This window comes from Xanthobacter sp. DMC12 (assembly GCF_056314105.1).
In genome coordinates this window covers 45,930-69,424 of the sequence record NZ_JBQUYZ010000005.1, presented here as the reverse complement: position 1 = coordinate 69,424, position 23,495 = coordinate 45,930, and the positions used below count along the sequence as shown (strand labels likewise).

Annotated in this window: 13 protein-coding genes; 5 read left to right on the top strand and 8 right to left on the bottom strand. The window is 69.6% G+C overall.

Features of this window, described 5'->3' with window-relative positions:
• The first annotated feature begins 163 nt into the window (after nt 1-163).
• The 3 genes from ACT535_RS18140 to ACT535_RS18130 all read left to right on the top strand — a co-directional run bounded on the left by ACT535_RS18140 (nt 164) and on the right by ACT535_RS18130 (nt 9,842).
• Nucleotides 164-7,300 (top strand): hypothetical protein, encoded by a 7,137-nt coding sequence (locus ACT535_RS18140; RefSeq protein WP_476365509.1) that lies wholly within the window; start codon nt 164-166, stop codon nt 7,298-7,300.
• Nucleotides 7,301-7,561: 261 nt separating this feature from the next.
• A complete protein-coding gene (locus ACT535_RS18135; RefSeq protein WP_476365508.1) occupies nt 7,562-8,212 on the top strand; it encodes an invasion associated locus B family protein in 651 nt (216 codons plus the stop codon).
• A gap of 82 nt (nt 8,213-8,294) precedes the next feature.
• Nucleotides 8,295-9,842, top strand: coding sequence for an adenosine deaminase family protein (locus ACT535_RS18130; RefSeq protein WP_476365507.1), 1,548 nt, complete (start codon nt 8,295-8,297; stop codon nt 9,840-9,842).
• Between the two features lie 9 nt (nt 9,843-9,851).
• Here ACT535_RS18130 and bchE read toward each other — a convergent pair whose 3' ends face one another.
• Entirely contained in the window at nt 9,852-11,390 is a 1,539-nt protein-coding gene (gene bchE / locus ACT535_RS18125; protein ID WP_476365506.1) for a magnesium-protoporphyrin IX monomethyl ester anaerobic oxidative cyclase, read from the bottom strand.
• A 92-nt stretch (nt 11,391-11,482) separates the two neighbouring features.
• On the opposite strand from bchE, the gene ACT535_RS18120 reads away from it, so the two are divergent.
• The gene (locus ACT535_RS18120) at nt 11,483-12,559 is read left to right on the top strand and encodes a class I SAM-dependent methyltransferase (RefSeq protein WP_476365505.1); all 1,077 of its coding nucleotides are present in this window, start codon (nt 11,483-11,485) and stop codon (nt 12,557-12,559) included.
• A gap of 3 nt (nt 12,560-12,562) precedes the next feature.
• Here ACT535_RS18120 and ACT535_RS18115 read toward each other — a convergent pair whose 3' ends face one another.
• From ACT535_RS18115 to ACT535_RS18095, 5 genes are all read right to left on the bottom strand, one after another.
• Nucleotides 12,563-15,265, bottom strand: coding sequence for a bifunctional diguanylate cyclase/phosphodiesterase (locus tag ACT535_RS18115; RefSeq protein ID WP_476365504.1), 2,703 nt, complete (start codon nt 15,263-15,265; stop codon nt 12,563-12,565).
• An 85-nt stretch (nt 15,266-15,350) separates the two neighbouring features.
• Nucleotides 15,351-16,502: a TRAP transporter substrate-binding protein gene (locus tag ACT535_RS18110; RefSeq protein ID WP_476365503.1), complete on the bottom strand. Its 1,152-nt coding sequence runs from the start codon at nt 16,500-16,502 to the stop codon at nt 15,351-15,353.
• 150 nt (nt 16,503-16,652) lie between these two features.
• Nucleotides 16,653-17,159, bottom strand: coding sequence for a peptide deformylase (locus tag ACT535_RS18105; protein WP_476365502.1), 507 nt, complete (start codon nt 17,157-17,159; stop codon nt 16,653-16,655).
• Nucleotides 17,160-17,190: 31 nt separating this feature from the next.
• Complete coding sequence (clcA, locus tag ACT535_RS18100) at nt 17,191-18,555, bottom strand: H(+)/Cl(-) exchange transporter ClcA (RefSeq protein WP_168457624.1); 1,365 nt, start codon at nt 18,553-18,555, stop codon at nt 17,191-17,193.
• A gap of 118 nt (nt 18,556-18,673) precedes the next feature.
• On the bottom strand, nt 18,674-20,416 hold the full coding sequence (locus ACT535_RS18095; RefSeq protein WP_476365501.1) for an ABC transporter ATP-binding protein/permease: 1,743 nt from the start codon (nt 20,414-20,416) through the stop codon (nt 18,674-18,676).
• Nucleotides 20,417-20,611: 195 nt separating this feature from the next.
• Here ACT535_RS18095 and ACT535_RS18090 point away from each other — a divergent pair, with 195 nt between their 5' ends.
• Nucleotides 20,612-21,613 carry a GSU2403 family nucleotidyltransferase fold protein gene (locus ACT535_RS18090; RefSeq protein ID WP_476365500.1) on the top strand — a complete coding sequence of 334 codons (1,002 nt, stop codon included), beginning with the start codon at nt 20,612-20,614 and terminating at the stop codon, nt 21,611-21,613.
• 27 nt (nt 21,614-21,640) lie between these two features.
• On the opposite strand, the gene ACT535_RS18085 is transcribed toward ACT535_RS18090, so the two are convergent.
• Together ACT535_RS18085 and ACT535_RS18080 are read right to left on the bottom strand one after the other, a co-directional pair.
• Complete coding sequence (locus tag ACT535_RS18085) at nt 21,641-21,862, bottom strand: alkylphosphonate utilization protein (protein WP_168457626.1); 222 nt, start codon at nt 21,860-21,862, stop codon at nt 21,641-21,643.
• 6 nt (nt 21,863-21,868) lie between these two features.
• A complete protein-coding gene (locus ACT535_RS18080; RefSeq protein WP_476365499.1) occupies nt 21,869-23,494 on the bottom strand; it encodes an acyl-CoA synthetase in 1,626 nt (541 codons plus the stop codon).
• Nucleotide 23,495 lies beyond the last annotated feature (1 nt).

Genomic DNA, 23,495 nt, shown 5'->3' with positions numbered 1-23,495 from the left:
GATGATTCGCGTCCTGCGGAGAGGTGATTGCAGACGCTGGGTAAGTTCGCCTCAGTTCGAGGAGTGCGAAAATCGCTCCACAACCAAAGGTCGCAGATTGTGGCGGCCGAAAACGGATCCAGTCCGGCGGAGGGCATCCTCCGGCCGCATGTTGGGGGTGAAGATGGTCAATTCGGGCGGCACCATCCTGTCTGGCGTTGAGGCGCATCCTTCGGTGAACCGGGGTCGTATGCGCGCGCTGCTTCTCAGCTCCGCTCTGGCGACGGTGCTTGCGGGCGTGGTCCAGCCGGGGACGGCCAACGCGGCCTGCAGTGCGGGTGGTTTTGTCACGGTCACCTGCACCGGAACCGACAACGACGGCTACTCGCTCCCCGCCATCCCATATGGCGTCGCACCGGCTACGGTGGTCGCCGGCTCGGGTGCGGTCGTCAACAATACGGGCGCAGGCCTCACCGCCTTCAACATCTCGACGACGAGTGGCATCACCAGCAACAATGTCGGGGCGTCCTTCAACGGCGGCGCGACGGGCATCAGCTACAGCACGCTGCTGTCGATCTCCATGACCGGCTTTTCCGGCAGTGCGGTGGGCGGCACGGCTGACGGCATCAACCTGAACGGCGGCACCGGCGTCAACTTCTCGTCGCTTCCTCTCGCCTACGTCTCCGGCGGCGCCAACGGCCTCGTCATCAACGCCGGCTCCACCGCCACCGTATCGACCACCAACGGTACCTTCCTCGGTGGCACGGGCGACGGCATCAAGGTCAACACGGTCGGGGCCAACCTGATCGGTGCCGGCACCGGCACCACGACCATCACGACCGCGGGCACGACCGTCACCGGCGGCACCAACGGCATCTCCGCCCTCACGAGCGTGACCGGCGCCACCGGCGCCACCGCCACCACCACCGTCACCGCCAACGGCGGCGGCATCACGGGCGGGACGGGTGCCGGCATCACCGCCACCTCCCTCGCCGCGCCGCTGAGCGGCCCCGCCTCGGCCACCACCACGGTGCAGGGCAATGCCGATGTCACCGGCGGCTCGAACGGCATCTTCGCCCTCTCGGGGAGCCTCAACGGGACGTCCAACACCACGGTGAACGTCTCCGGCGACATCGAGGGCACCAGCGGCAACGGCATCACCGCCATCGGTGCCAGCGTCGGCGATCTCGCCGGCTTCGACCCCAACGATCCCTCGACCTGGAACTCCGCGGTCGGCACCGGCAAGGCCACCGTCAACGTCACCACGGCGGACAACGTGACGGCCGGCAACGGCACCGGCATCCTCGCGGTCGGCATCGGCACCGGCAACGACGTGAAGGTCAACGCCAAGGACAACGTGGATGCCACCGGCGGCTTCGGCGTGATCGCCGGCTCCATCGGCACCGGCGGCACGGTGGACGTGAAGACAAAGGACGTCTCCGGCACCCAGGGCGGCGTGCTCGGCTTCAACACCAGCGGCAATGTGAACGTCCACACCACCGGCACCGTGGAGGTCGCCTCGGGCGGCCTCATCGGCGTCGGCGCCATCGCCGGCGGCGACGGCAATGCGACCGTGAACTTCTCCGGCGTGATCGACCCGCCGCTGATCGGCGCCGGCACGCTCACCATCGGCAGCGGCACCGCCACCACCAACACCGCCGGCACCATCGATGCCGACCTCATCGGCGTCGTCGCCCTCAATGTCGGCAATGGCCGCGCGGTGGTGGACAACAACGCCTCGGTTCAGTCCTCCTCCGGCGCCACGCCGCTCCTCGGCGTCGCCGGCATCAAGGTCGGCAACAACAATGCCGGTCCCGGCGTTGACGTGGACGTGCAGAACAACGGCGTGGTCACCGACTATGCCGTGGGCGTGCTCGGCCTCGCAGTCGGCAACGGCAACGACGTCTCGGTGAACAACAAGGGCGTTGTCGATGCCGGCTTCCTCGGCGTCGGCGGCATCGTTGTGGGCGAGGGCACCGGCACCGAGACGGTGAAGGTGCGCAACTCCGGCGCCATCGAGACCGGCGGCATCGGCGTGCTGGGCGCGGCCCTCGACCTCGGCGGCGCGGGTGCCGGCACCAATGTGGACGTGAAGAATTCAGGCACCGTCACGGGCGGCTTCCTCGGCGTCGCGGGCATCGCGGTGGGCGAGGGCTCCGGCACCACGGTGAAGGTGGTGAACTCCGGCGCCATCTCCGACAACAGCGGCGTGGGCGTGCTGGCCGGCGCGTTCGGCGACAACCACACCGTGACGCTGAATAACCAGGGCGCGGTCAATGCCGACGTCGCCGGCGTGCTCGGCATCGTCGCCGGCGACAACGCCGTCATGACCGTGACCAATTCGGGCGCCATCGGCACCCAGGGCGCGGGCGTCGCAGGCCTCATCGCTGGCGACAACGCCCAGCTGAAGGTCACCAACACCGGCGCCATCACCGGCGGCCTGCTGGGTGTCGGCGGCGTGGTGATCGGCGACAACGGCAACGTCGGCGTCAAGAACTCCGCCGCCATCACCAATGACGGCATCGGCGTGCTGGGCGGCGGCATCGGCGACAACGCGGTGGTGAAGGTCTCCACCTCGGGCGCCATCGACTCCGGCCTGCTCGGCGTGGGCGGCTTCTCCATCGGCGCCAACGGCAACGTGGACGTCTCCACCACCGCCGCGGTCACCTCCGGCGGCGCGGGCGTCATCGGCGCCGGCCTCGGCGACGGCTCGGTGGTGAAGGTCACCACCGGCGAGCAGGTGGATGGCACCTTCCTCGGCGTCGGCGGCCTCATCGGCGGCGCGGGCTCGCAGCTCACCATCGTCACCGAGGACAAGGTGACCTCCTCCGACGGCTTCGGCGTCGCGGCCCTCGGCCTCGGCACCGGCCAGACCATCAAGGTGACCACCCAGCAGGAAGTGTCCGGCGACCTGCTCGGCGTCGGCGCCCTGAACCTCGGCGGCGGCGGCACCACGGTGAATGTGGAGACCCAGGCCAAGGTCACTTCGGCCTCGGGCTTCGGCGTGCTCGGCGGCTCCATCGGCACCGGCGCCAACACGGTGAACGTCACCACCCAGAAGGCCGTCTCCGGCGACCTGCTGGGCGTGGGCGGCATCATCGGCGGCACGGGCGGCAGCCTCACCATCGAGACCAAGGACACCGTGGACAGCGCCAACGGCTTCGGCGTGGCGGCCCTCGGCCTCGGCTCCAACACCATCGACGTGACCACCGACAAGGCGGTGACCGGCCGCTACCTCGGCGTCGGCGCCCTGGCGCTGGGCGACCAGAACACCGTCACCGTCCTGACCAAGGACACTGTGACCTCCTCCGACGGCTTCGGCGTGCTCGGCGGTGCCATCGGCGCCGGCCCGAACACCGTCTCCGTGACCACCGAGAAGGCGGTCGCGGGCGACCTGCTGGGCGTCGGCGGCGTCATCGGCGGCACGGGCGGCAGCCTCACCATCGAGACCAAGGACACCGTGGACAGCGCCAACGGCTTCGGCGTGGCGGCCCTCGGCTTCGGCTCCAACACCATCGACGTGACCACCGACAAGGCGGTGACCGGCCGCTACCTCGGCGTCGGCGCCCTGGCGCTGGGTGACACCAACCAGGTCACCGTCCACACCAAGGACACCGTGACTTCGGCGGACGGCTTCGGCGTGTTCGGCGGCGCCATCGGCGGCGGCGCCAACACCGTGAAGGTCACCACCGACCAGACGGTGGACGGCCGGCTCCTCGGCGTCGGCGGCATCCTCGGCGCCACCGGCGGCTCGCTGGACATCAACACGAAGGCGGCCGTGACCTCGGCAGACGGCTTCGGCGTCGCCGGCCTCGCCTTCGGCAACAACAACACCGTGAAGGTGCTCACCGAGAGCACCGTGAGCGGCGACCTGCTCGGCGTCGGCGCCCTCTCCATCGGCGACGGCGGCACGGTCGACGTCCACACCCTGGCGGCCGTGACCTCGGCCAACGGCATCGGCGTCCTCGGCGGCAACATCGGCGCGGGCCAGCAGGTGACCGTGGTCACCGACGGCACGGTCAACGCCGCCATCGCGGGCGTCGTCGGCTTCAACACCGGCGGCAACACCGACGTGACGGTGAACGACAAGGTGACGGTGGCGCCCGGCGGCTTCATCGGCGCGGCCGCCATCTCCGGCGGCTCCGGCAACGCCACGCTGAACATCAACGGCGTGATCGATCCGCCCGCGGTGGGCGGCGGCGCGCTGACCCTCGGCTCGGGCACCGCCACGGTGAACGTCAACGCCGAGGTCCAGGCGACCGCCATCGGCATCGTCGGCGCCAACATCGGCACCGGCGCCATCGACGTGAACGTCAATGCCAACGCGCCCATCAAGTCCGACGGCATCGGCATCCTGACCTTCAAGCTCGGCGACGGCCCGACCACCATCGACGTGGACTCGGCGGTCGGCGGCCTGAGCGGCGCGGCCACCGGCCTCGACGGCATCCATGCCTTCGCCATCGGCGGCAACAGCCCCGTCACCATCGTCACGTCCGCCAATGGCACCATCAATGCGGGTGACGACGGCATCGCGGTGAGCCAGCTCGGCGGCGGCAACATCATCGTCACCACCAACGGCACCATCACCGCCGGCGACGAGGGCATCCAGGTGCGCTCGCTGGCGCTGACCGCCGGCGACGTGAGGGTGACCAACAACGCGGCCATCACGGCCACCGACAACGGCATCTTCATCCTGAAGGGCGGCGATGGCGCGGTGGTGGTGAACGCCAATGCCAACGTCACCTCCGCCACCGCCAACGGCGTCGAGGCCAACAGCCTCTTCGGCACCGGCGACGTGACGGTGAACCAGGCCGGCCTGACCACGATCGCGGCCCAGGACTTCGGCGTCATCGCATCGAAGACCTTCGGCACCGGCAACGTGACCGTCACCACGGGGTCGCTCTCGGTTATCAACGCCACCGCGGGCGGCATCTTCGCCGGCCGGTTCGGCGGCACGGGTGACGTGGTGGTCACCACCGGCCCCCTCAGCAACATCACCACCTCCGGCAACGGCATCGACGCCCAGTCCATCGGGTCCACCGGCAACGTCACGGTCACCACCGGCACCACCAGCGCCATCACCGCGGGCAACGACGGCATCGTGGCCAACAAGTTCGCCGGCTCGGGCGATGTCTTCCTCACCACCGGCGCCTTCAGCTCGGTGGCCGCGGGAGATGACGGCCTGACCGCCACGAACTTCGCCTTCGGTCCCGGCAACGACATCTTCGTCGCCACCGGCAACAACACCTCGGTCGTCGCCAACGACAAGGGCATCCGCGCCGGCGGCTGGGACAACGTCACCATCACCACCACCGACGGCACCCTGATCCGCGGCGACGCGGACAAGAGCGGCGTCGGCAACGCCATCCGCATCTTCTCGGCCGACTTCGCCACGGTGAACATCGGCACCAACAATGCGGTCATCGGCTCCGGCAAGAGCTGGGGCGAGGCGGTGATCTCGGTCAACAGCGACGACGGCACCATCATCAACGTGGGTGCCGGCACGCTGGTCAGTTCCTGGAGCTACCTGGGCGGCAACAACCTGCCCGGCCTGATCGTGGCGGCGAGCGACATCGTCATCGACACTGACGGCGGTGCCACCACCATCACCAACGACGGCACCATCGTCGGCCGCATCGGCCTCACCAACAACGACGACACCTTCAACAACCTGTCGTCGAACACCTGGATCACGGTCGGCAACAACTACTTCGGGGCCGGCAACGACACCCTGAACAATACCGGCCGCATCGTGACCGCGCTGCAGGGGGCGGTGGCCGAGACCACCAACTTCAACAGCCTTGAGACCTTCAACAACGGCGATCCGCTCTTCGTCCAGAGCGGCCTGCTGACCATGATCGACGAGGTTCCCGGCCAGATCGCCGGCAACGGCACCCGCGACGTGACCTATGTCAGCGGCAAGTGGAACGGCGTGGGCAACAGCACGGTAGGCCTCGACAGCTACCTCGGCGCCGCGGGCTCCACCTCGGACCAGCTCGCGGTCGGCGGCCTCGACGTGAACGGCGTGGAAATCGCCGGCCTCGTCACCACCGGCTCCACCGGCCTGCTCATCCACGACGTCAACGCTGGACCCGGTGCCTTCAACCTCGCCGGCATCAAGGTGGTGGACGTGCAGAGCGTCGCCGGCACCACGGACCCGACGAGCTTCTACATCTCGCCCGGCTCCACCAACTACTCGGCGAAGTTCGGCGGCGTGATCGACAAGGGCCTGTTCTTCTATGACCTCACGGTCAAGGGCAACGACACCTACCTGATCGGCCTGCCCGACCAGGAAGTGTTCGAGCTGCCGAAGCTGGTCACCGGCGCCCAGGCCATCTGGCACGAGACCACCGGCGTGTGGCTCGACCGCCAGGCCGACCTGCGCACCTACCTGCAGGGCACGCCCACCCAGCTGGTCACCAAGGAAGGCGTGAAGACCGTCAATGGCGATCCGGCCTCCGTCACCCCCGGCATCTGGGGCAAGGTGGTCGGCAGCTGGGGCTCGCGTGATGCCTCCAACACCTTCGCGGCCGGCGGCGGCATCTACGGGTTCGACACCAGCTACAGCCAGAACATCTATGGTTTCATCGCCGGTGCCGACTTCGGCAAGGAGAGCGTGTTCACCACCAACGACGCGGTGGTGTTCGGTGTCCTCGGCGGCTATGTCGGATCGAACCTGAACTTCGACAATTCGCCCACCTCGGCGGATTACTCGGGCGGGACGGTCGGTGCCTATGCCACCTACATCACCGGCAACTGGTACTTCGACGCCCTCATCAAGGCCGACTTCCTCTCCATGGACTACAACGCGCCGACGCTCGCGGGCATCGGCTACTTCGGCCAGTCCACGGACGCCCGGAACGTCGGCTTCGCCCTCGACACCGGCTACCGGCTCTTCACCTGGGCCAACGGCGGGTTCTTCGACGGCCTCGCCACCCTGTCCTACGTGAACACCAACATCTCCAACCTCGCCATTGCCGGAAACACCTTCGTGGACTTCGGCAACAACGACAGCCTGCGCGGCAGCCTCGGCGCCCGCGTCGGTGGCCAGATCTACGACGCCGCCACCTACCGGGTGCAGGCGAGCGTGACCGGCCGCCTCTGGTACGAGTTCCTCGGCGACAACGCGGTGACCGTGTTCAATCCGGGCGTGCCCTTCGGCACCGTCGACAATTTCGACGGCCTGTTCGGCGAGCTCGGTGTCGGGCTCAACGTCTTCGCCAAGGACACCGGTTGGAACGGCTTCGTGAGTGCCGATGTGAAGTTCGGCGACAACTTCACGGCCGGCAGCGCCAAGGGCGGTGTCCGCTACCAGTGGTGAGCGGCGCCTGATCCTCGATCAGTCCGGCGGGCGGCGTGCCGTGAGGGTGCGCCGCCCGTTTCTTCTCCGGGGACAAGATCGCGACGGAGCTTGGCTTTCGCGCCGCGCCGCCCCATCCTCGCCCGCCGGGTGCGGGCACCCGCGAGGGCTGCCGTATTCCGCCCGTCCGGGACCGCGCCGCGGCGGAACCGGCGGTGCCGGTCCGGTGCCTCTGGTCCCTGCCCCTTCTGTCCCCCGAGTCCTCGTCCACGGAGGCGTCTCGTGTTCCTTCCCCGTCCGTTCCGCGCCAGCTCCTTCCGCACCGCTCCGTTCCTGGCCCTTGCCGCGCTCCTCGCGGCGACGCCGTTCGCCGTGCTGTTCTCCGAGGATACGGGCGCCGTCACCGTGGCGCAGTCCCAGCAGACGGCGCAGGCCCAGAACCGCACCGCCCAGAACCAGCCGGCCGCCCCCGCCGCGCCCACCGGCCCGGTGAAGACCGAGACCCAGTCGTTCGACAATTGGGTGCTCACCTGCCAGGAGCTGCCCCCCGCCGCCGGCGCCAAGACCGGCAAGAAGACCTGCTTCGGCGCCCTGCGCATCACCGACAACCAGTCCAAGCGCGTCGTGGTGGTGTGGAAGATCGGCAAGGACGGCAAGGACGTGCCCACCATCGCCATCACCACCCCCACCGGCGTGCTGGTGCGCGAAGGCGTGGACCTGGTGCTCGGCCAGAACACCCGCAAGCTCGCCTATCAGTGGTGCAGCACCAGCGAGTGCGAGGCGAGCATCGCCTACGACGCCGCCCTCGCCAGGGAGCTGTCCGGCGCCAAGGAGGCCACCATCGCCTTCCGCCTGCAGGACGGCCGGCAGGTGAACGTGAAGGTGGGCGTGACCGGCGTCGACAAGGTGCTCGCCGGACTGGCCAAGAGCTGAGGGGAAACCCTCCCGCGTTGCCAGCCGCGCGGCGGCTCTCTAGGGTCACGCCCGAGTTGAGATCCGCGCCCCGGAGGCCCTGTTGCGTCGCCGCATCCTGATCGCCGCGTTCGTCCTGATCGCGGCGCTTGTCGCCATCCGGGCCGCCGTCGTCGCCAGCCGCCTGCCGGAGGCGATCACCGCCGCCGCGTTCGAGCGGATGCGGCCGGAGCCGAACCGCCAGCGCGCCTTCCTGCACCGCATGCCCAAGGGCGGCGACCTGCACACCCATCTGTCCGGCGCCGTCTATGCCGAGCGGCTGATCGCCTGGGCCATCAAGGATGGCCTGTGCCTCGACCCCGCCGCCATGAACATCCTGTCCCCGCCCGCCGACGCGAGCGCGGAAAAGCCCTGCGGCGCCGATCCCAAGATCGTCCCCATCGCCGACGCGGTGGCCGGCTGGCGCGGCCAGACCACCTTCGACCTTCTGGTGGATGCGCTCTCCCTGCGCTGGTTCGTGCCCACCCCTCAAGTGCCCTCCGGCCACGACCAGTTCTTCGCCTCCTTCTCCAAGTTCAATCCCGCCGCCGGCGGCCCGGACTGGACGCGCACCCTGGAGCGCACCGCCGAGATGACGGTGGACCAGCTGCGCCAGTACCGCGCCGAGAACGTGCAATATGCCGAGCTGATGGTGACGCTGATCGAGGGCGAGGACCGCCGCCGCCTCGGCCAGGCCATCGGCGCCGAGCGCGATCCGAAAGCCATGCTGGCGGCGCTGGATCAGGCCGGCATGGCCGAGGTGGTGCGCCGTCGGGTGGAGGACATCAAGGCTCTCGTCGCCCGCGTGGAGGCGCTACGGGGCTGTTCGGCGGACGCGAACCGCCCCGGCTGCGGCGTCGATTTCCGCTATATCGCCCAAGTGAACCGCAACGGCGCGCCCGCCGAGGTGTTCGCCCAGACGGCGGTCTCGGCCGCCCTCGTGCGGGCCGTGCCGGACATCGTGGCCGGCTTCAACTATGTCGGCCCGGAGGACTACCGCACGGCGCGGCAGGACTACCGCACCCACATGCAGTGGATCGGTTTCCTCGCCGGCAAGGACGTGCCGGTGGCGCTCCATGCGGGCGAGTTGTGGATCGGGCTAGTGCCGCCCCCGGACCTCGATTTCCATATCCGCGAGGCGGTGGAGACGGCGGGGGCACGGCGCATCGGCCATGGCACCGCCATCGGCTTCGAGCGCGACATGGACGGGCTGCTCGCGGAGCTGAAGGCGCGCGGCGTCGCCATCGAGATCGCGCTCACCTCGTCCGACGTGATCCTCGGCGTGCGCGACCGCCGCCACCCCATCCGCACCTATCTCTCCGCCGGCGTGCCGGTGACGCTTGCCACCGACGACGCGGGCGTCTCGCGCATCGACCTCACCAACGAATATCTGCGCGCGTCACAGGACCACGGCCTCGGCTATCGCCGGCTGAAGGGCTTCGCGCATACCGCCATCGACAAGGCCTTCCTGCCGCCGCCGGAAAAGGCGCGCCAGCGCTCCCGCCTCGATGCCGCCTTCGCCGCCTTCGAGCAGGAGGTGACGGACGCGCTGCCCTTCAAGGCGCGCATCGCCGCCTTCTTCCGCGCGCTGGTGGGCGTGGGAGGGCGTTGAAGGCGGGCCTCACGCGTTCTCCTTCTTCGAGTGAGAGGGCGCTTCCGCCGGCCTGCGGGGCGGGGGCGCCATGGCATATTCCTCAAGCTCCTGGGAGGGACCCCACAGGTCCGCGACCGTCGGCCCCGTGTCGCGGGGTGGCCGGCGCAGGAAGCCGAGGATCTCGTGCGGCCACACCCGCCGGCCGATCTTCGTGTACCAGCGCATGGCGTGGCGCAGGCGCGGGTCGCGCTCGAGAAACGTGCGCCGGAGCGTCTTCGGCCGCAATTGCAGCACCGCTTCGGTGAGCTTCACCCAGGCGAGCGTCCGCCACGCCGGCATGTGGCGGGTCGCGAGCACCTGGTGCTTGTAGTCCCAGCGGCGGCGATCGGGCTCGATCACTTGGCGGCCGGCGGCGAGCCGGTAATAGGGCGTCCAGCGATGCGGCGTCACATACAGCATCTGGATCTGGTCGGGATCATGGGCGAGGAGGCGCCTCAGGCCGCGCCAGTGGTCGCGGTCGGTCTCCTCCTCGAAGCCCACCACCCAGGTGGCCATGGAGAGGATGGAATGGCGGCGCAGCAGGCGGATCGCCTCCCGGTCGGTATCGATGCCGCCGCCTTTGCGGATCAAGGCGAGGGTGGCCGCATCGGTGTTCTCCAGCCCGAGCAGGAAGCGCACCCAGCCGGCCTTGCGGTAGAGGTGCAGGATGTCGGCATCGCGCACGATGTCGTCGGCGCGGGTGGAGCCGACGAGCACGAGGTCCACCTCCTCGGCGATGAGCGCCTCCAGAAAGGCACGCCAGGCCTTCTTCGACGAGGTGGGATTCTCGTCGGCGAAGTTGATGACCTTCACGCCCTGCTCCCGGTGGAGCCGTGCCAGTTCCTTGGCGAACAGGACGGGGTCGCGGTGGCGCCAGCGGCTCCAGAAGCCGCGCTGGCCGCAATAGGTGCAGGGATGCGGGCAGCCGCGCGAGAACTGCACCACCACCGCGCGCAGGCCGCCCCAATAGGAATAATGGGCGTGATCGATCAGCTCCCAGCCGATGCGGTAGGCATCGAGATTCTGGATGACAGACGCGGGCGGGGTGGCGCGCGGGCCGTCGGCGTCGCGGAAGGCGAGGCCGGGGATGTCGCCGAGCGGCGTGCCGGTGTGAAGCGCAGCCATGAGGCGGCGGGCCGTCTCCTCGCCTTCGCCCCGGACGATGGCCGCCACGTGAGGTTCCGCGGCGAGGATGTCGCGCCAGTGGTAGGTGGGGAACACCCCGCCATAGACGATGAAGACCCCGGGCAGCGCTTGGGCGATGCCTGCGGCCACGGCCGCGATCACCGGGTGGGCGGAGGTGGAGCCCGAATGGCCGAACAGCACCGCGTCCGGCCGGAAGGCCACGACGGCGGCGACCAATGCGGCAACCGTCATCGGCTTCAGCTCGCCGTCCACGAGGCGCACCTCATGCCCGTCATCGATCAGCGGGCCGCCGATGGCGAGGAGGCCCAGCGGGGGCAGGTGATCGTCCGGGATGCGGCTGCCGATGGCGGGATGCGGCACGTTGATGAGCAGGATGCGCACGCGCTTCCTCTGCGCCGATGGGGCTTCCGATACGTCACTGCTTAACCCGTCCCCGGCAGATGTGCCATCCTCCGAGCAACCGGGAGGGGATGATGGCCGAGGGTCACGAGCGGGCGGACGGCCCGGCGCCCATGGAGGGGGGCGGGTTCTACAACGACCATGCCCAGCATCAGGCCAAGGGTGGCGCCCATGGGTTGCCGCTGATCGCGCGGGCGTTCGAGGGGATGGCGCTCCAGGGCCCCGTCACGCTGGCCGATTATGGCAGCGCCACCGGCCGCAACTCGCTCGCGCCCATGGGGCTGGCGCTCGGCGAGGTGCGCCGCCGGCTGGGGCCGGAGGTGCCGGTGTCGATCGTCCACACCGACCAGCCGGGGAATGACTTCACCGGCCTGTTCCAGCTGCTGCGGGACGATCCCGACAGTTATCTCAGGCGCGATGGGCGCGCCTTCGCGTCGGCGGTGGGGCGCACCTTCCACGAGCAGGTGCTGCCCGATGCCTGCGTGGATTTCGGCTGGTGCTCGTTTGCCGCCCATTGGATGAGCCACGCGCCGGTGATGCCGGCCGGCCATGTGTGGCCGCGGCAGACGGCGCCGGAAGTGCGCGCCGCCTTCGCCGCGCAGGCGGCGGCGGACTGGCGGGCTTTCCTCGCAGCCCGCGCGCAGGAGCTGAAGCCGGGCGGCGCCCTGGTGGTGGTGCAGCCGAGCCTGCCGGAGGCCGAGCCCACCACCTTTCCGGTGCTGATGCCCTGGGTGGATGCGGAGCTGGACGCCATGGTTCTCGGGGGCGCCCTGACGCCGGACGAGCGCGGGCGCATGACCATCCTCGTGTTCGAGCGCACCGCCGCCGAGGCGCGGCTGCCCTTCGCCGATGGCGCCTTCGCGGGGCTGACCCTCGTCGCCGAGGAGGCGCGGGAGATGCCGGACCCGTTCTGGCCGGCCTACGCGGCGGACGGGGATGCGGCGGCGCTGGCGGACAAGCATCTCGGCTTTTTCCGCGCGCCCTTCCTGCCCTCGCTGCTCGCGGCGCTCGACGCCGGCCGCGATGCCGCTTTCCGCGCGGCGTTCACGGATCGGCTGATGGCCGGGCTCGAAAGGCGCATGCGCGCGGCGCCGCAGCCGCTGCTGTCGCCTATGGTGATCCTCACCGGGCTCTATCGGAAGGCGGGGTAGGCCTCACGGCGGCGGGGAAATGCCCCGCGCCAGCGCCACCGGCACGCCGTAGCCATCGCGGGCGAGCGCCGCCGCCTCGGCGATGGGCAGGGGGCGGCCGAGCAGGAAGCCCTGCGCCTCGGCGCAGGAGGTGCGGGCGAGCAGCGCCCACTGCTCCTCTGTCTCGATGCCCTCGGCGACGGTGGCGATGCCGAGCCGGCTGGTGAGCACGGTGATGGCCTCGACGATGGCCGCGCTCGCCGAGCCCTCGGTGGCGTCCTGCACGAAGGAGCGGTCGATCTTGATCTTGTCCAGGGGCAGAAGGCGCAGCCGGCTGAGGCTGGAATAGCCGGTGCCGAAATCGTCGAGCACGATCTTCACCCCGATCGCGCGCAGCCGCTGGAGCACGGCGAGGCTGGTCTGCTCGCTCTCGAACAGCGCGCTCTCGGTGATCTCGCATTCGAGGCGCTCGGGGGGCAGGCCGCTGTCGCGCAGGGCCGCCTCCAGCGTGCCGACGATGTCGCCGAAGGCGAGCTGCACCGGCGAGAGGTTCACCGCCACCTTCAGCGTGCCGGGCAGGCCGGCGATGTCGGCCGCCGCCCGCCGCAGCACGAAGGCGCCGATCTCGACGATGCTGCGGGAATCCTCGGTCAGTGGCACGAAGGTGGAGGGATCAACGGCGCCGCGGCGCGGGTGGTTCCAGCGCAGCAGCGCCTCGAAGCCGGTGAGCGCGCCTGTGGCCACCGAGAAGATGGGCTGGTAGGCGAGATCGAACTGCTCCTGCGCCAGCGCCTCCCGCAGATCCTGTTCCATCTCCAGCCGGGCGCGCAGGTGGGTGTCCATCTCCGGCTCGAACACGCACAGCGTGCCGCGGCCCCACGCCTTGGCGCGGTAGAGGGCGAGGTCGGCCTGCTTGAGCAGGGTGTCGGCGTCGGTCCACGCCACCTCCGCCACCGCGATGCCGACGCTGACGCTGATGGAGATGGTGTGGCCGAGGGCGGAATAGGGCGCGCCGAGCAGAGCGATGATGCGCTCCGCCAGTTGCGCCGCCGCCTCCGGCTGCTGCTGGCCGACGCTGATGACGGCGAATTCGTCGCCGCTGAGGCGGGCGACCCGGTCGGTCGCGGGCACGCAGCTCGTGAGGCGCGACGCCACGGTGCGCAGCAGGGCGTCGCCCACCGGGTGGCCGAGGGTATCGTTGACGTCCTTGAAGCGGTCGAGGTCGAGATAGAGCAGGGCCATCTTCTCGCCCAGCTCGGCGGCCTGGTAGAGCGCCTTGCCCATGCGCTCGCGGAACACCACCCGGTTGGGCAGGCCGGTGAGGTCGTCGTGGTGGGCGAGGAAGCGGATGCGCCCCTCGCGCTCGATCAGCGCCATGTTCTGCCGCTGCGCCTCGTCCGCCGCCGCGGTGGCGCGCCAGTTGGCCTCGGCCAGTTCCGCCTGCACCGCCTTGAGCGCGGTGATGTCGGTGCGCAGCGCCACGACGCCGCCGTCCGCGGTGTGCCGGTCGGTCATCAGCACCCAGCGCCCGTCCAAGAGCCGCCGCTCCACCGGGCTGTGGTCGGGGCGATGCCATCTGGCCCGCTCGGCGACTTCCTCTTCGCTCGCCGGACCGGGCAAGGGCGCCCGGGCGGCGGCCGCGCCCGCCCGCATGACGTCCTCGAAGCGGGCGCCCGGCACCAGATAGGGGGCGGTGATGGAGAACAGCTCGCGATAGCGCTGGTTGCAGGCGACGAGGCGGTCTTCGCCGTCCCACAGGGCGAAGCCGTCGGACATGGCTTCCACCGCATTGGCGAGCACCGCGGTGGCGCGGGCGCGCTCGGCGTCCACCGTCTCGCGCTGGCGCAGCGCGATGAGCAGGGCACCCGCGAAGGCCGTCACCAGCGCGGCGCCGATGGCCGCCGCCCCGACCATGCGGTCGCGGTCCCGCCGCCAGGGCGCGAGCACGTCGGCAAGGTCCGTGACGAGCACCACGCGCAGGTCGCCTGGCAGGGAGGCGCGCACCACGGCGAGTTCCGGCTGGCCCGCGTCGCTGGTGGCCACGAAGGCCTTGCCATCCGGCGGGCGCGTGCCCAGCGCCCCGTGCCGCCACTCCCCGATCGCGAGTTCGTCATGGGGCAGGGAAGCGACGAGCTGGCCGCTCGGCCGTTCGATGCGGATGCGGGTGCCGGGCGCAAGGCCGGTCTCCGCCAGGATCTTCATGAGCGAGAGGATGGGAACGTCGGCGACGGCCACCACGCCGCCCCAGCCCGGAACGGCCCGGGCGGCATAGAGCGCCCAGTCCCCGGTCACCGGGTTCTGCAGCGGGCCGAGCATGGCGGCGGGCTCAAGGCCGCTGACCTGCGTGGCAAGGGGCAGCGTGCGCAGCACGCCCCGCGGGCGGGCGGAGGCGAGGATGGCGCCATCGGGCGCCACCAGCATCAGGTCGCGGAAGGCGATGGTCTGGAGGTTCAGGCCGCGCAGCAGCTCGTTGGCGGCCGGCGAGGTGGGCGTGAGCCCGACGGCGGCGAACATCGGGCGCATGGTGGCGAGCGCGCCGTGGATCTGGAGGAGCTGGCGGTTGAGCGCATTCTCAACGCCCTGGGCGGAACGCTCGATGTCGGTTTCGGCGGCGAGCAACGCCGCGTCGAGGCTGCGATGGGCGAGCATCGCCGTCCCGATACCCAGCAGGGCCAAGATCACGACGGTTCCGGCAATGACGGACAGCTTGAGGCGGTGCCAGATCATGGAACGGCGTCATTGGCCAGGCTTGAGGGCGCCGCGGGGACGCCGGAGGAATCCTCGTCCGTCCGGATGATCCGGCCGGTTGCAATCACTCGGTTTTGGCGGTCGTCGCGTGCAGTTCCGCAAGATAGGCATTCCAGGCGTTGGCGCAAGCCGCGCCGCAGCGCTCGATCCAGCGCGGCAGAATGGTTCCGGACAGCAGGCGGAGGCGGCGGGCGGTGTCGGCCTCGGACTGCGGGACCACCGTCAGCCGCCGTGCCTGCGGCCGGCCGCAGGCGGCCGCGCCGGTGTTGCAGTCGAGCCCGCGCGCGGTGTCGGCTTCGGCCTGCTGCCAGATGCGATCTTCCAGCCCGGCGAGGCCGGTGCGGATCTGCTCCCGCACGTCCTCCGGCAGCGCCTGCCAGGCGTTGACGTTGGCGCCGAAGAAGGAGAGCCCCCAGCTGATGGCCATGCCGTGGACATGGGTGGTCACGTCGCCGAGGCCGATCTCGTAGCCGCTGAGCGTGCCGGTGATGGCACAGTCCACCACCCCCTGCCGCACCGCGTCCACCACATCCGCGAACGGCACCACCACGGGAATGGCCCCGAGCGCCTTCATCAGGTCGGACTGGGCCACCGACGAGGTGCGGACCCGGCGTCCGGCGATGTCGTCGAGGCCGTGGAAGGCGCTGCGGCAGAACAGGACCTGCGCCGGATAGGCATAGATGGCGAGCATCTCGATGTCCCACCGGTCCCGCAGCAGGGTGGCGAGATGCGCGCGGAAGGCGGCGACCGTCTTCTTCAGGGTCGCCATGTCCGGGTTGAGGATGGGCAGGTCTACGGCGTTGAGCTCCGGCTCCTCCGCCGAAACCACCGAAAGAAGGCCGGTGCCGAACGGCACCACGCCCAGTTGCATGAGCTGCAGCATCTCCTGCCCGCGCAGGCCACCGCCGTTGTTGGGCGTGATGGTGGCCACCAGCCGCCCGCCGGTGCGCTCGGTGATCTCGCGTTCCCAGAACGGCTGCTCCAGCCGGGTGAACTGGGTGACACCGCCGAGCCCGCCGACCACCTGAAGCTTGATGGGCTCGTCCCTGGTGCCGGCCGGGGCGGCCTGAGCCGGGGGAGCGAGGAAGAGGGTGGCGAGGATAAAGGTGGTGAGGGAAAGCGCGGCGAGGAAAAAGGCGGCAAGGTGAAGGGCTGCCGGCAGCGCCGGCCGCTGCAGGCGCGCCTGCTCTCCCCCGATTCGTCCGCGAAACGCCATCCGCCCCCACTGCGCCCGCATCTTCCGGCCCGACTTCCGGCCTTTATCCGCCCCGGGCCGCAACGCCCGGGACGTCCTTGCCGGCAAGAGTGAGCGCATGGGTGGGTGATGCGCAAGCACAAGCTTTGCGCGGGCTGCCCGCATTCCGCTTCAGGGGGCGGGTGCGCGTTGCGCCTTCTCGTATTTGCGGACCACCCGGTCGCGTTTCAGGCGGGACAGGCGCTGCAGCCAGAAGATGCCGTCGAGCTGGTCGCACTCGTGCTGATGGCAGACGGCCCGCAGGCCCTCGGCCTCCTCCTCGGCGATGGCGCCGGAGAGATCCTGATAACGCACCCGCACCCGCGCCTGACGCTCCACCTCCTCCACGGCGCCCGGCATGGAGACGCTGCCTTCCGCGTGGCGGATGGTTTCGGGGGACGACCAGACGATCTCGGGATTGATGTAGGTGCGCGGGCCTTCCTCTGGGGAAAGCTCCAGGACCACCACCCGCGCGAGCACGCCCACATGGGGGGCGGTGATGCCGATGCCCGGTGCGGCACGCATCGTATCGAGGAGGTCGGCGGCGAGGGTCGCCAGCGTCGCGTCGAACACCGTCACGGGCGCTGCCGGCTGCCGCAGCCGCGGGTCCGGAAACTTCACGATCTGCCGCAGCGCCATGGGCGTCCCCTGGACCTGTCGATTCCAATGCCTATTGCGGCCGCCGCTCGCGCTCGTCCCAGCCGCCGATGGCCTCCTGTTCCGGCTCGGGCGGGCGGGGCATTCCGGCGAGGCGGAGGGTGCGGTCGAGCAGCACCTCGTAGATCGGTTTGCCGCCAAGTCCTTCTGCCACAAGGTTTGCGGTGACGCAGGTGAGGATGGTCGGCACCAGGAGGTCATAGGCTCCGGTCAGCTCCGCCACCAGCACCATGCCCACCAGCGGCGCCCGCACCGTGGCCGAGAACAGGCCGCCCATGGCGGCGATCCCGCAGGCCGCAAGCATCTGGGGTGGAAGGGAAAAGACGCTTCCGAGCAAGGTCGCGAACAACACGCCCACCGCCGTCGCCAAGGCCAGGATGGGCGCGAAGATGCCGCCGGGAATGCCGGTGGAATAGCTCGCCATGGTCATGGCGAACCGGATCACCACGATCCCCGCCAGGGTCAGCGCCGGCAGCCCCATGCCCGGCAAGGACACCGCCAGCAGCTCCCCGCCAAACGTCGCCTCCGGCCGCAGCACCAGGAGCGGCCCCACCGCCGCGCCCACCACCACCGGCAGGACATAGGGCGAGACCTTCAAAGCCAGTCCCCGTGCGGCATCCAGCGAAAAGACGAGTGCTGCGTTGAAAGCGATGCCCACCACCCCGAGCACCGCGCCAAGCCCGACGAATGCCGGCAGAAGGTGCAGGGGAACAGCGGACACGTCCATCTGCATGTCCGGCTCGGTGCCGCCGACGACCTGGGCGACGATGGCGCTCGCCACCGAGCAGATGATGACCGCGCTATAGGTGCGCAACCCATAGGGAAACTGCCGCCGCGTCTCCTCGATGACGAACAGGATGGCGGCCAGTGGCGCGTTGAACGCCGCGGCCAGACCCGCCGCCGCGCCCGCCGCCAGAAGGCCCCGGCTGTCGCGGGTGCTCAGGCCGGCGGCATCCGAGATGGCCTTGGCGATGGACGCGCCCATGTGGATCGTCGGGCCTTCCCGGCCCGCCACCAGCCCCGATCCGAGGGCCAGCACGCCGCCGACGAATTTTACCGGCAGCACCCGCTTCCAGCGCACCTCGCGCAGGCCCTCAAGCGCGCCCTCGATCTCCTGCACGCCGGAGCCCGCTGCCTCCGGTGCGAAGCGCCGGACGAGGAAAACCGCCAGCGCCACCATCAGCGCGGCGCCGACCGAGAGGGCGGCATAGAGTTCCGGCCCCTGGAAATGCGCGCGCAGCAGCAGCGGCCATTCGCCGGCCTTCACCGTCGCCCAATGGAATCCCGCGCCGACGCCGCCCCCGATGAATCCCACCAGCGCGGCGAGGGCGTAATAGACGATGTCACGGGGCTTCTGGGCGGGTTCGGCGGATGTCACGCGGGACCTCGGGGCGGGGCAGCTGGGCAGCCTGATGCGCTGCAACAACAGACTTAGCTGAGGCGCGCGGTGGGGAGCAAGGACCGATCGGCCTGACCCCGCCCCGCCGCACCCGCTCTCAGACCGCCCTGAGGGTCGGCGCCGCCGCCGGTCCCAGCATCCGCGGCGTCTCTTCGCCGTGAAGGTGCAGCACCCGATCGTGCAGGTCGACGAGGGTGTTGCGGTGGCCGATGGAGATGAAGGTCGCCTCCGGCAGACGCTCCCGCAGCAGTCGGTAGAGCGCGGCTTCGCTCGCCTCGTCGAGGGCGGACGTGGCTTCGTCCAGCAGCAGCACCTCGGGCGCCTCCAGCAGGGCGCGGGCGATGGAAATGCGCTGCTGCTCGCCGAGCGAGAGCTCATGCGGCCACAGGGCTTCTGCGTCGAGCCGGCCGGCGAGGTCGGCGAGGCCGACGGCGGTCAAGGCCTCGGTGAGCTGGTCGCGCGGCACTTCGGCGACGGGCCGGGGATAGGCGAGCGCGACGTCCAGCCGCCCGGCCGGCACATAGGGCTTCTGCGGCAGCACCATGAGGCGGTGTTCCGCGTGGCGATGCACGGAGCCCGTCGCATAGGGCCAGATGCCGGCGATGGCGCGCAGCAGCGTGGTCTTGCCGGCGCCGGACGGGCCGGTGATGAGCACGCACTCGCCGTGCGCGATGTGCAGTTCGTCCGTGGCGAGGAGCGGCGCACCGCCGGGCAGGCGGACATCCAGCCCCCGCAGGGCCAGCGCCTTGCCGGCGGGCAGGGAGGCCAGGCTCTCAGTGGGACGGGTCGCCTGCGCCGCCGCGATGGCCTTCTCGAAGCCGGTAAGCCGCTGCACCACGGAGGTCCATTCCGCCAGCGTCACGTAGCTGGAAATGAAGAAGGAGAACGAGCCCTGCACGGAGGAGAAGGCGCTTGCCGTCTGCATCAATTGGCCGAGCTGGATCTGGCCGGAGAAATAGGCCGGAGCCACCACCACGTAGGGGAAGATGGTGGAGATCTGGTTGTAGCCGGCAGTGAACCAGGTGAGGCGCTTCTGGGCCTTCATCAGCTCCACGAAATTGCCGAAGATGTTGGCGAACCGCCCTTCCAGCTTGCGCTCTTCCGCCTGCGCGCCCTCCAGCAGGGCGATCTGCTCGCCATTCTCGCGCACCCGAACGAGATCGACGCGGAAGTTCGCCTCATAGCGCTGCTGCTCGAAATTGAGCTTCACCAGCGGACGGCCGATGAAATGGGCGATCAGGGTGCCGGCCGCGGCATAGATCAGCGCTGCCCAGAACAGATAGCCCGGCACGTTCAGCTCGCGCCCGAACAGGTGCAGCGGCAGCGAGCCGGAGAGGTTCCACAGAATGACGGAGAAGGAGACGAGGGACACCACGGTGCCCAGCAGGCCGACGCCCACCGAGATGGTCCGGTTGATGAAGGATTGCACATCCTCGGCGATGCGCTGGTCGGGATTGTCCGCCGCGTCGCCGCCGAGCCGCAGGCGATAATGCACATCGTCGCCCAGCCACGCGCCGAGATAGCGCCGGGTGAGCCAGCGGCGCCAGCGGACTTCCAGCCACTGCTTCAGGTAGATCTGGTAGACCGCCACGATGATGGCGCCGGCGGCGATGGCGCAGAAGATCAGGATCTGCTGCTGGAAGGCGGCGAAGTCCTTCTCCTGGATGGCGTTGTAGAAGGCGACGTTCCACTCGTTGAGCATCACCGTCGCGAACACCCAGGCGAGTTCCAGGGCGATCACCGCGGCGAGGAGGCCGATGGCGATCCAGCGCTCCTCGCTCTGGAAATAGGGCACGGCGAGGCGGCGGATGTCGCCGAGAAGGGATAGAAGGGCACGCAAGGCCGGGCTCTCCGGAAGGGGCTTCGCGGCGAGCATTGAACCCCCGCGCATGGCTGAACCATGGCCGCAGGATGAAGGATTGGAAAGGTGCCGGTGGGGCAGGGGGCGACGGCGAAGGGGAGGAGGACGGGCGTTACAGACAGGATTGCGAAAACTGTCTGTAAAAGATAAAAGTTACAGACAGGAGCTAAAACCGTGTCTGTAACCCTTAAGCCCATCCCGCTGCCCCTACAGACGCTCTACGCGGAGCTGGTGCAGCAGGTGCATGGGGTGATGGAGCGGCCGGCGTCGCTCTATCGGCGCGACATAAAGGGCGTCGAATATGTCTACGCCAAGCGCCCCGTTGGCTCCACCCGGCGGGACCTCTTCATCGGACGGGCCGACGATCCGCAGGTGGTGGAGCGCATCGGCCTGATCGAAGAAGAGAACAGGGCAGCGAAGGTGCGCTCCACCCTCGTCTCCACCCTGCGGCGCGCTGGCATTCCATCCCCGCCGACAGCCCTGTCCCAGGTGCTCGATGCTCTGGAAGAGGCGGGATTGCTGCATCAGGCGGTAGTGGTGGGAACGGCCGCCTACCAGTGCTATTCCGCGCCGGTCGGCCACGCGCTTCCGGCCTCTGCCATGATGACGCAGGATGCCGACCGCGCCACGGCCAGCCTCGCCATCAGCGCTGTCGATGCGGAAGAGACGCTGGAAACCATTCTGAAACGGGCCGATCCGAGCTTTCGCCCGTTGCCCGGCCTGCATCGGGCTGCGCCGCCCTCCCATTTCCGCTCTGCAGCGGGTTTCGTGGTGGACCTTCTCACGCCTCAACACCGACGCACGGATCCCAATCCCATGCCGCTGCCGGCGCTGGCGGCTGGGGCGGCGCCTCTCCAGCACCTGTCATGGCTCATTGCCGCGCCCATGGATGCGGCGGTGCTCCATCGCTCCGGCATCGCCGTGCGTATTCCCCAGCCGGCGCGCTTTGCTGTCCACAAGCTCGTCATCGCCCAGAAGCGGGGAGGCGACACGGCCAAACGCGCCAAGGATCTGGTGCAGGCCGGGGCCTTGATCCATGCCCTCAAGGCCGCGGACCCGTTCGCCCTGTCCGACGCGTGCGAGGATGCCTGCGCACAGGGTGTCACCGGCTGGAAGCGCCCTATCGAGCGCTCCCTTCAAGAACTCGGCCTGACACCGGAAGACCTATCCGCGTGAGGGGCCTGGCGCGGTGCCGGTCCGAACTCACGCCTTCTTCACGAACTCCGTGCGCAGCACGAGGCCCTTCACCTTCTCGACCTTGCAGTCGATCTCTTCCGGGTCGCCGGTGAGGCGGATGCCCTTGACCAGGGTTCCGCGCTTCAGGGTCACGGAGGTGCCCTTCACCTTCAGGTCCTTGATGAGGGTGACGTTGTCGCCGTCCTTGAGGACGGCGCCGTTGGCGTCGCGCGTTTCGGTATCGGACATCTTGCCTCAAACCTCCTTGGCCAGCTCGCGCAGGCGGAACTTCTGGATCTTGCCGGTGGAGGTCTTGGGGATTTCCTCGAAAACCACGTGGCGGGGGCACTTGTACGCCGCGAGATGGGTGCGGCAATGGGCGATGATCTCTTCGGCCGTCGCGGTCATGCCGTCGCGCAGCTCGACGAAGGCGACGGGAGTCTCGCCCCACTTCTCGTCGGGCTTCGCCACCACGGCGGCGGCGGCGATCGCCGGATGCTTGTAGAGGGCATCTTCCACCTCGATGGAGGAGATGTTCTCGCCGCCCGAGATGATGATGTCCTTGGAGCGGTCCTTGAGCTGGATGTAGCCGTCGGGATGCTTCACCCCGAGATCGCCCGAGTGGAACCAGCCGCCGTCGAACGCCTTCTCGGTGGCGGAGGGGTTCTTGAGGTAGCCCTTCATCACCACGTTGCCGCGGAACATGACCTCGCCCAGCGTCTCGCCGTCGGCGGGAACGGGAACCATGGTCTCGGGGTCCATCACGTCGAGGGATTCCAGCGCGCTGTAGCGCACGCCCTGCCGCGACTTGAGGAAGGCCCGCTGCTTCGCGTCGAGCGCGTCCCACTCGGAATGCCAGTCGTTGACGACCGCCGGACCGTAGACCTCGGTGAGCCCGTAGACGTGGACCACGTTGAAGCCGGCATCCTGCATGGCGGCCAGCACGGCCTCCGGCGGCGGCGCGGCGGCGGTGATGAATTCCACCCGGCCGGGCAGGGGGCGCTTGTCCGCCTCCGGCGCGTTGAGCAGGGTCGACATGACGATGGGCGCGCCGCACATGTGCGTGACCTTGTGGTCGGCGATGGCGTCGAACATGGCCTTCGCCCGCACCTGCCGCAGGCACACATGGGTGCCGGCAACGAGCGTGATCGACCAGGGGAAGCACCAGCCGTTGCAGTGGAACATGGGCAGCGTCCACAGATAGACCGGATGCTTGCCCAGGGCGCACGTCACCACATTGCCGACCGCCAGCAGGTGGGCGCCGCGATGGTGATAGACGACGCCCTTGGGGTCGCCCGTGGTGCCGGACGTATAGTTCAGCGCGATGGCGTCCCATTCGTCCGCCGGCGGCTTCCATGCGAAGTCTTCGTCGCCGGTGGCAAGGAAATCCTCGTATTCCATCGTGCCGATGCGCTCGCCCGGGCCGGTGAACTCGGGATCGTCATAGTCGATCACCAGCGGCTTGCGGACGGCGAGGGCGAGGGCCGCCTTGATGACGGGCGAGAATTCGCGGTCGGTGATGAGCACCTTTGCCTCGCCGTGGTCGAGGGTGAAGGCGAGGATGGCGGCGTCGAGCCGGGTGTTGAGCGAGTTGAGCACGGCGCCCGTCATGGGCACGCCGTAGTGCGCTTCCAGCATCGCCGGGGCATTGGGCAGCATGACGGCCACCGTGTCGCCGACGCCGACCCCCACCTTCGACAGCGCCGAGGCCAGGCGGCGGCTGCGGGCGTAGAAATCCCGGTAATTGCGCTTGAGGCCGCCGTGCAGGATGGCGGTGCGGTCGGGAAACACGCTCGCCGCCCGCTCCAGGAAGCCGAGGGGCGTCAGCGGCTGGAAGTTTGCCGCGTTCCGATCGAGATCCTGGTCGTAGATGCCGGCCATC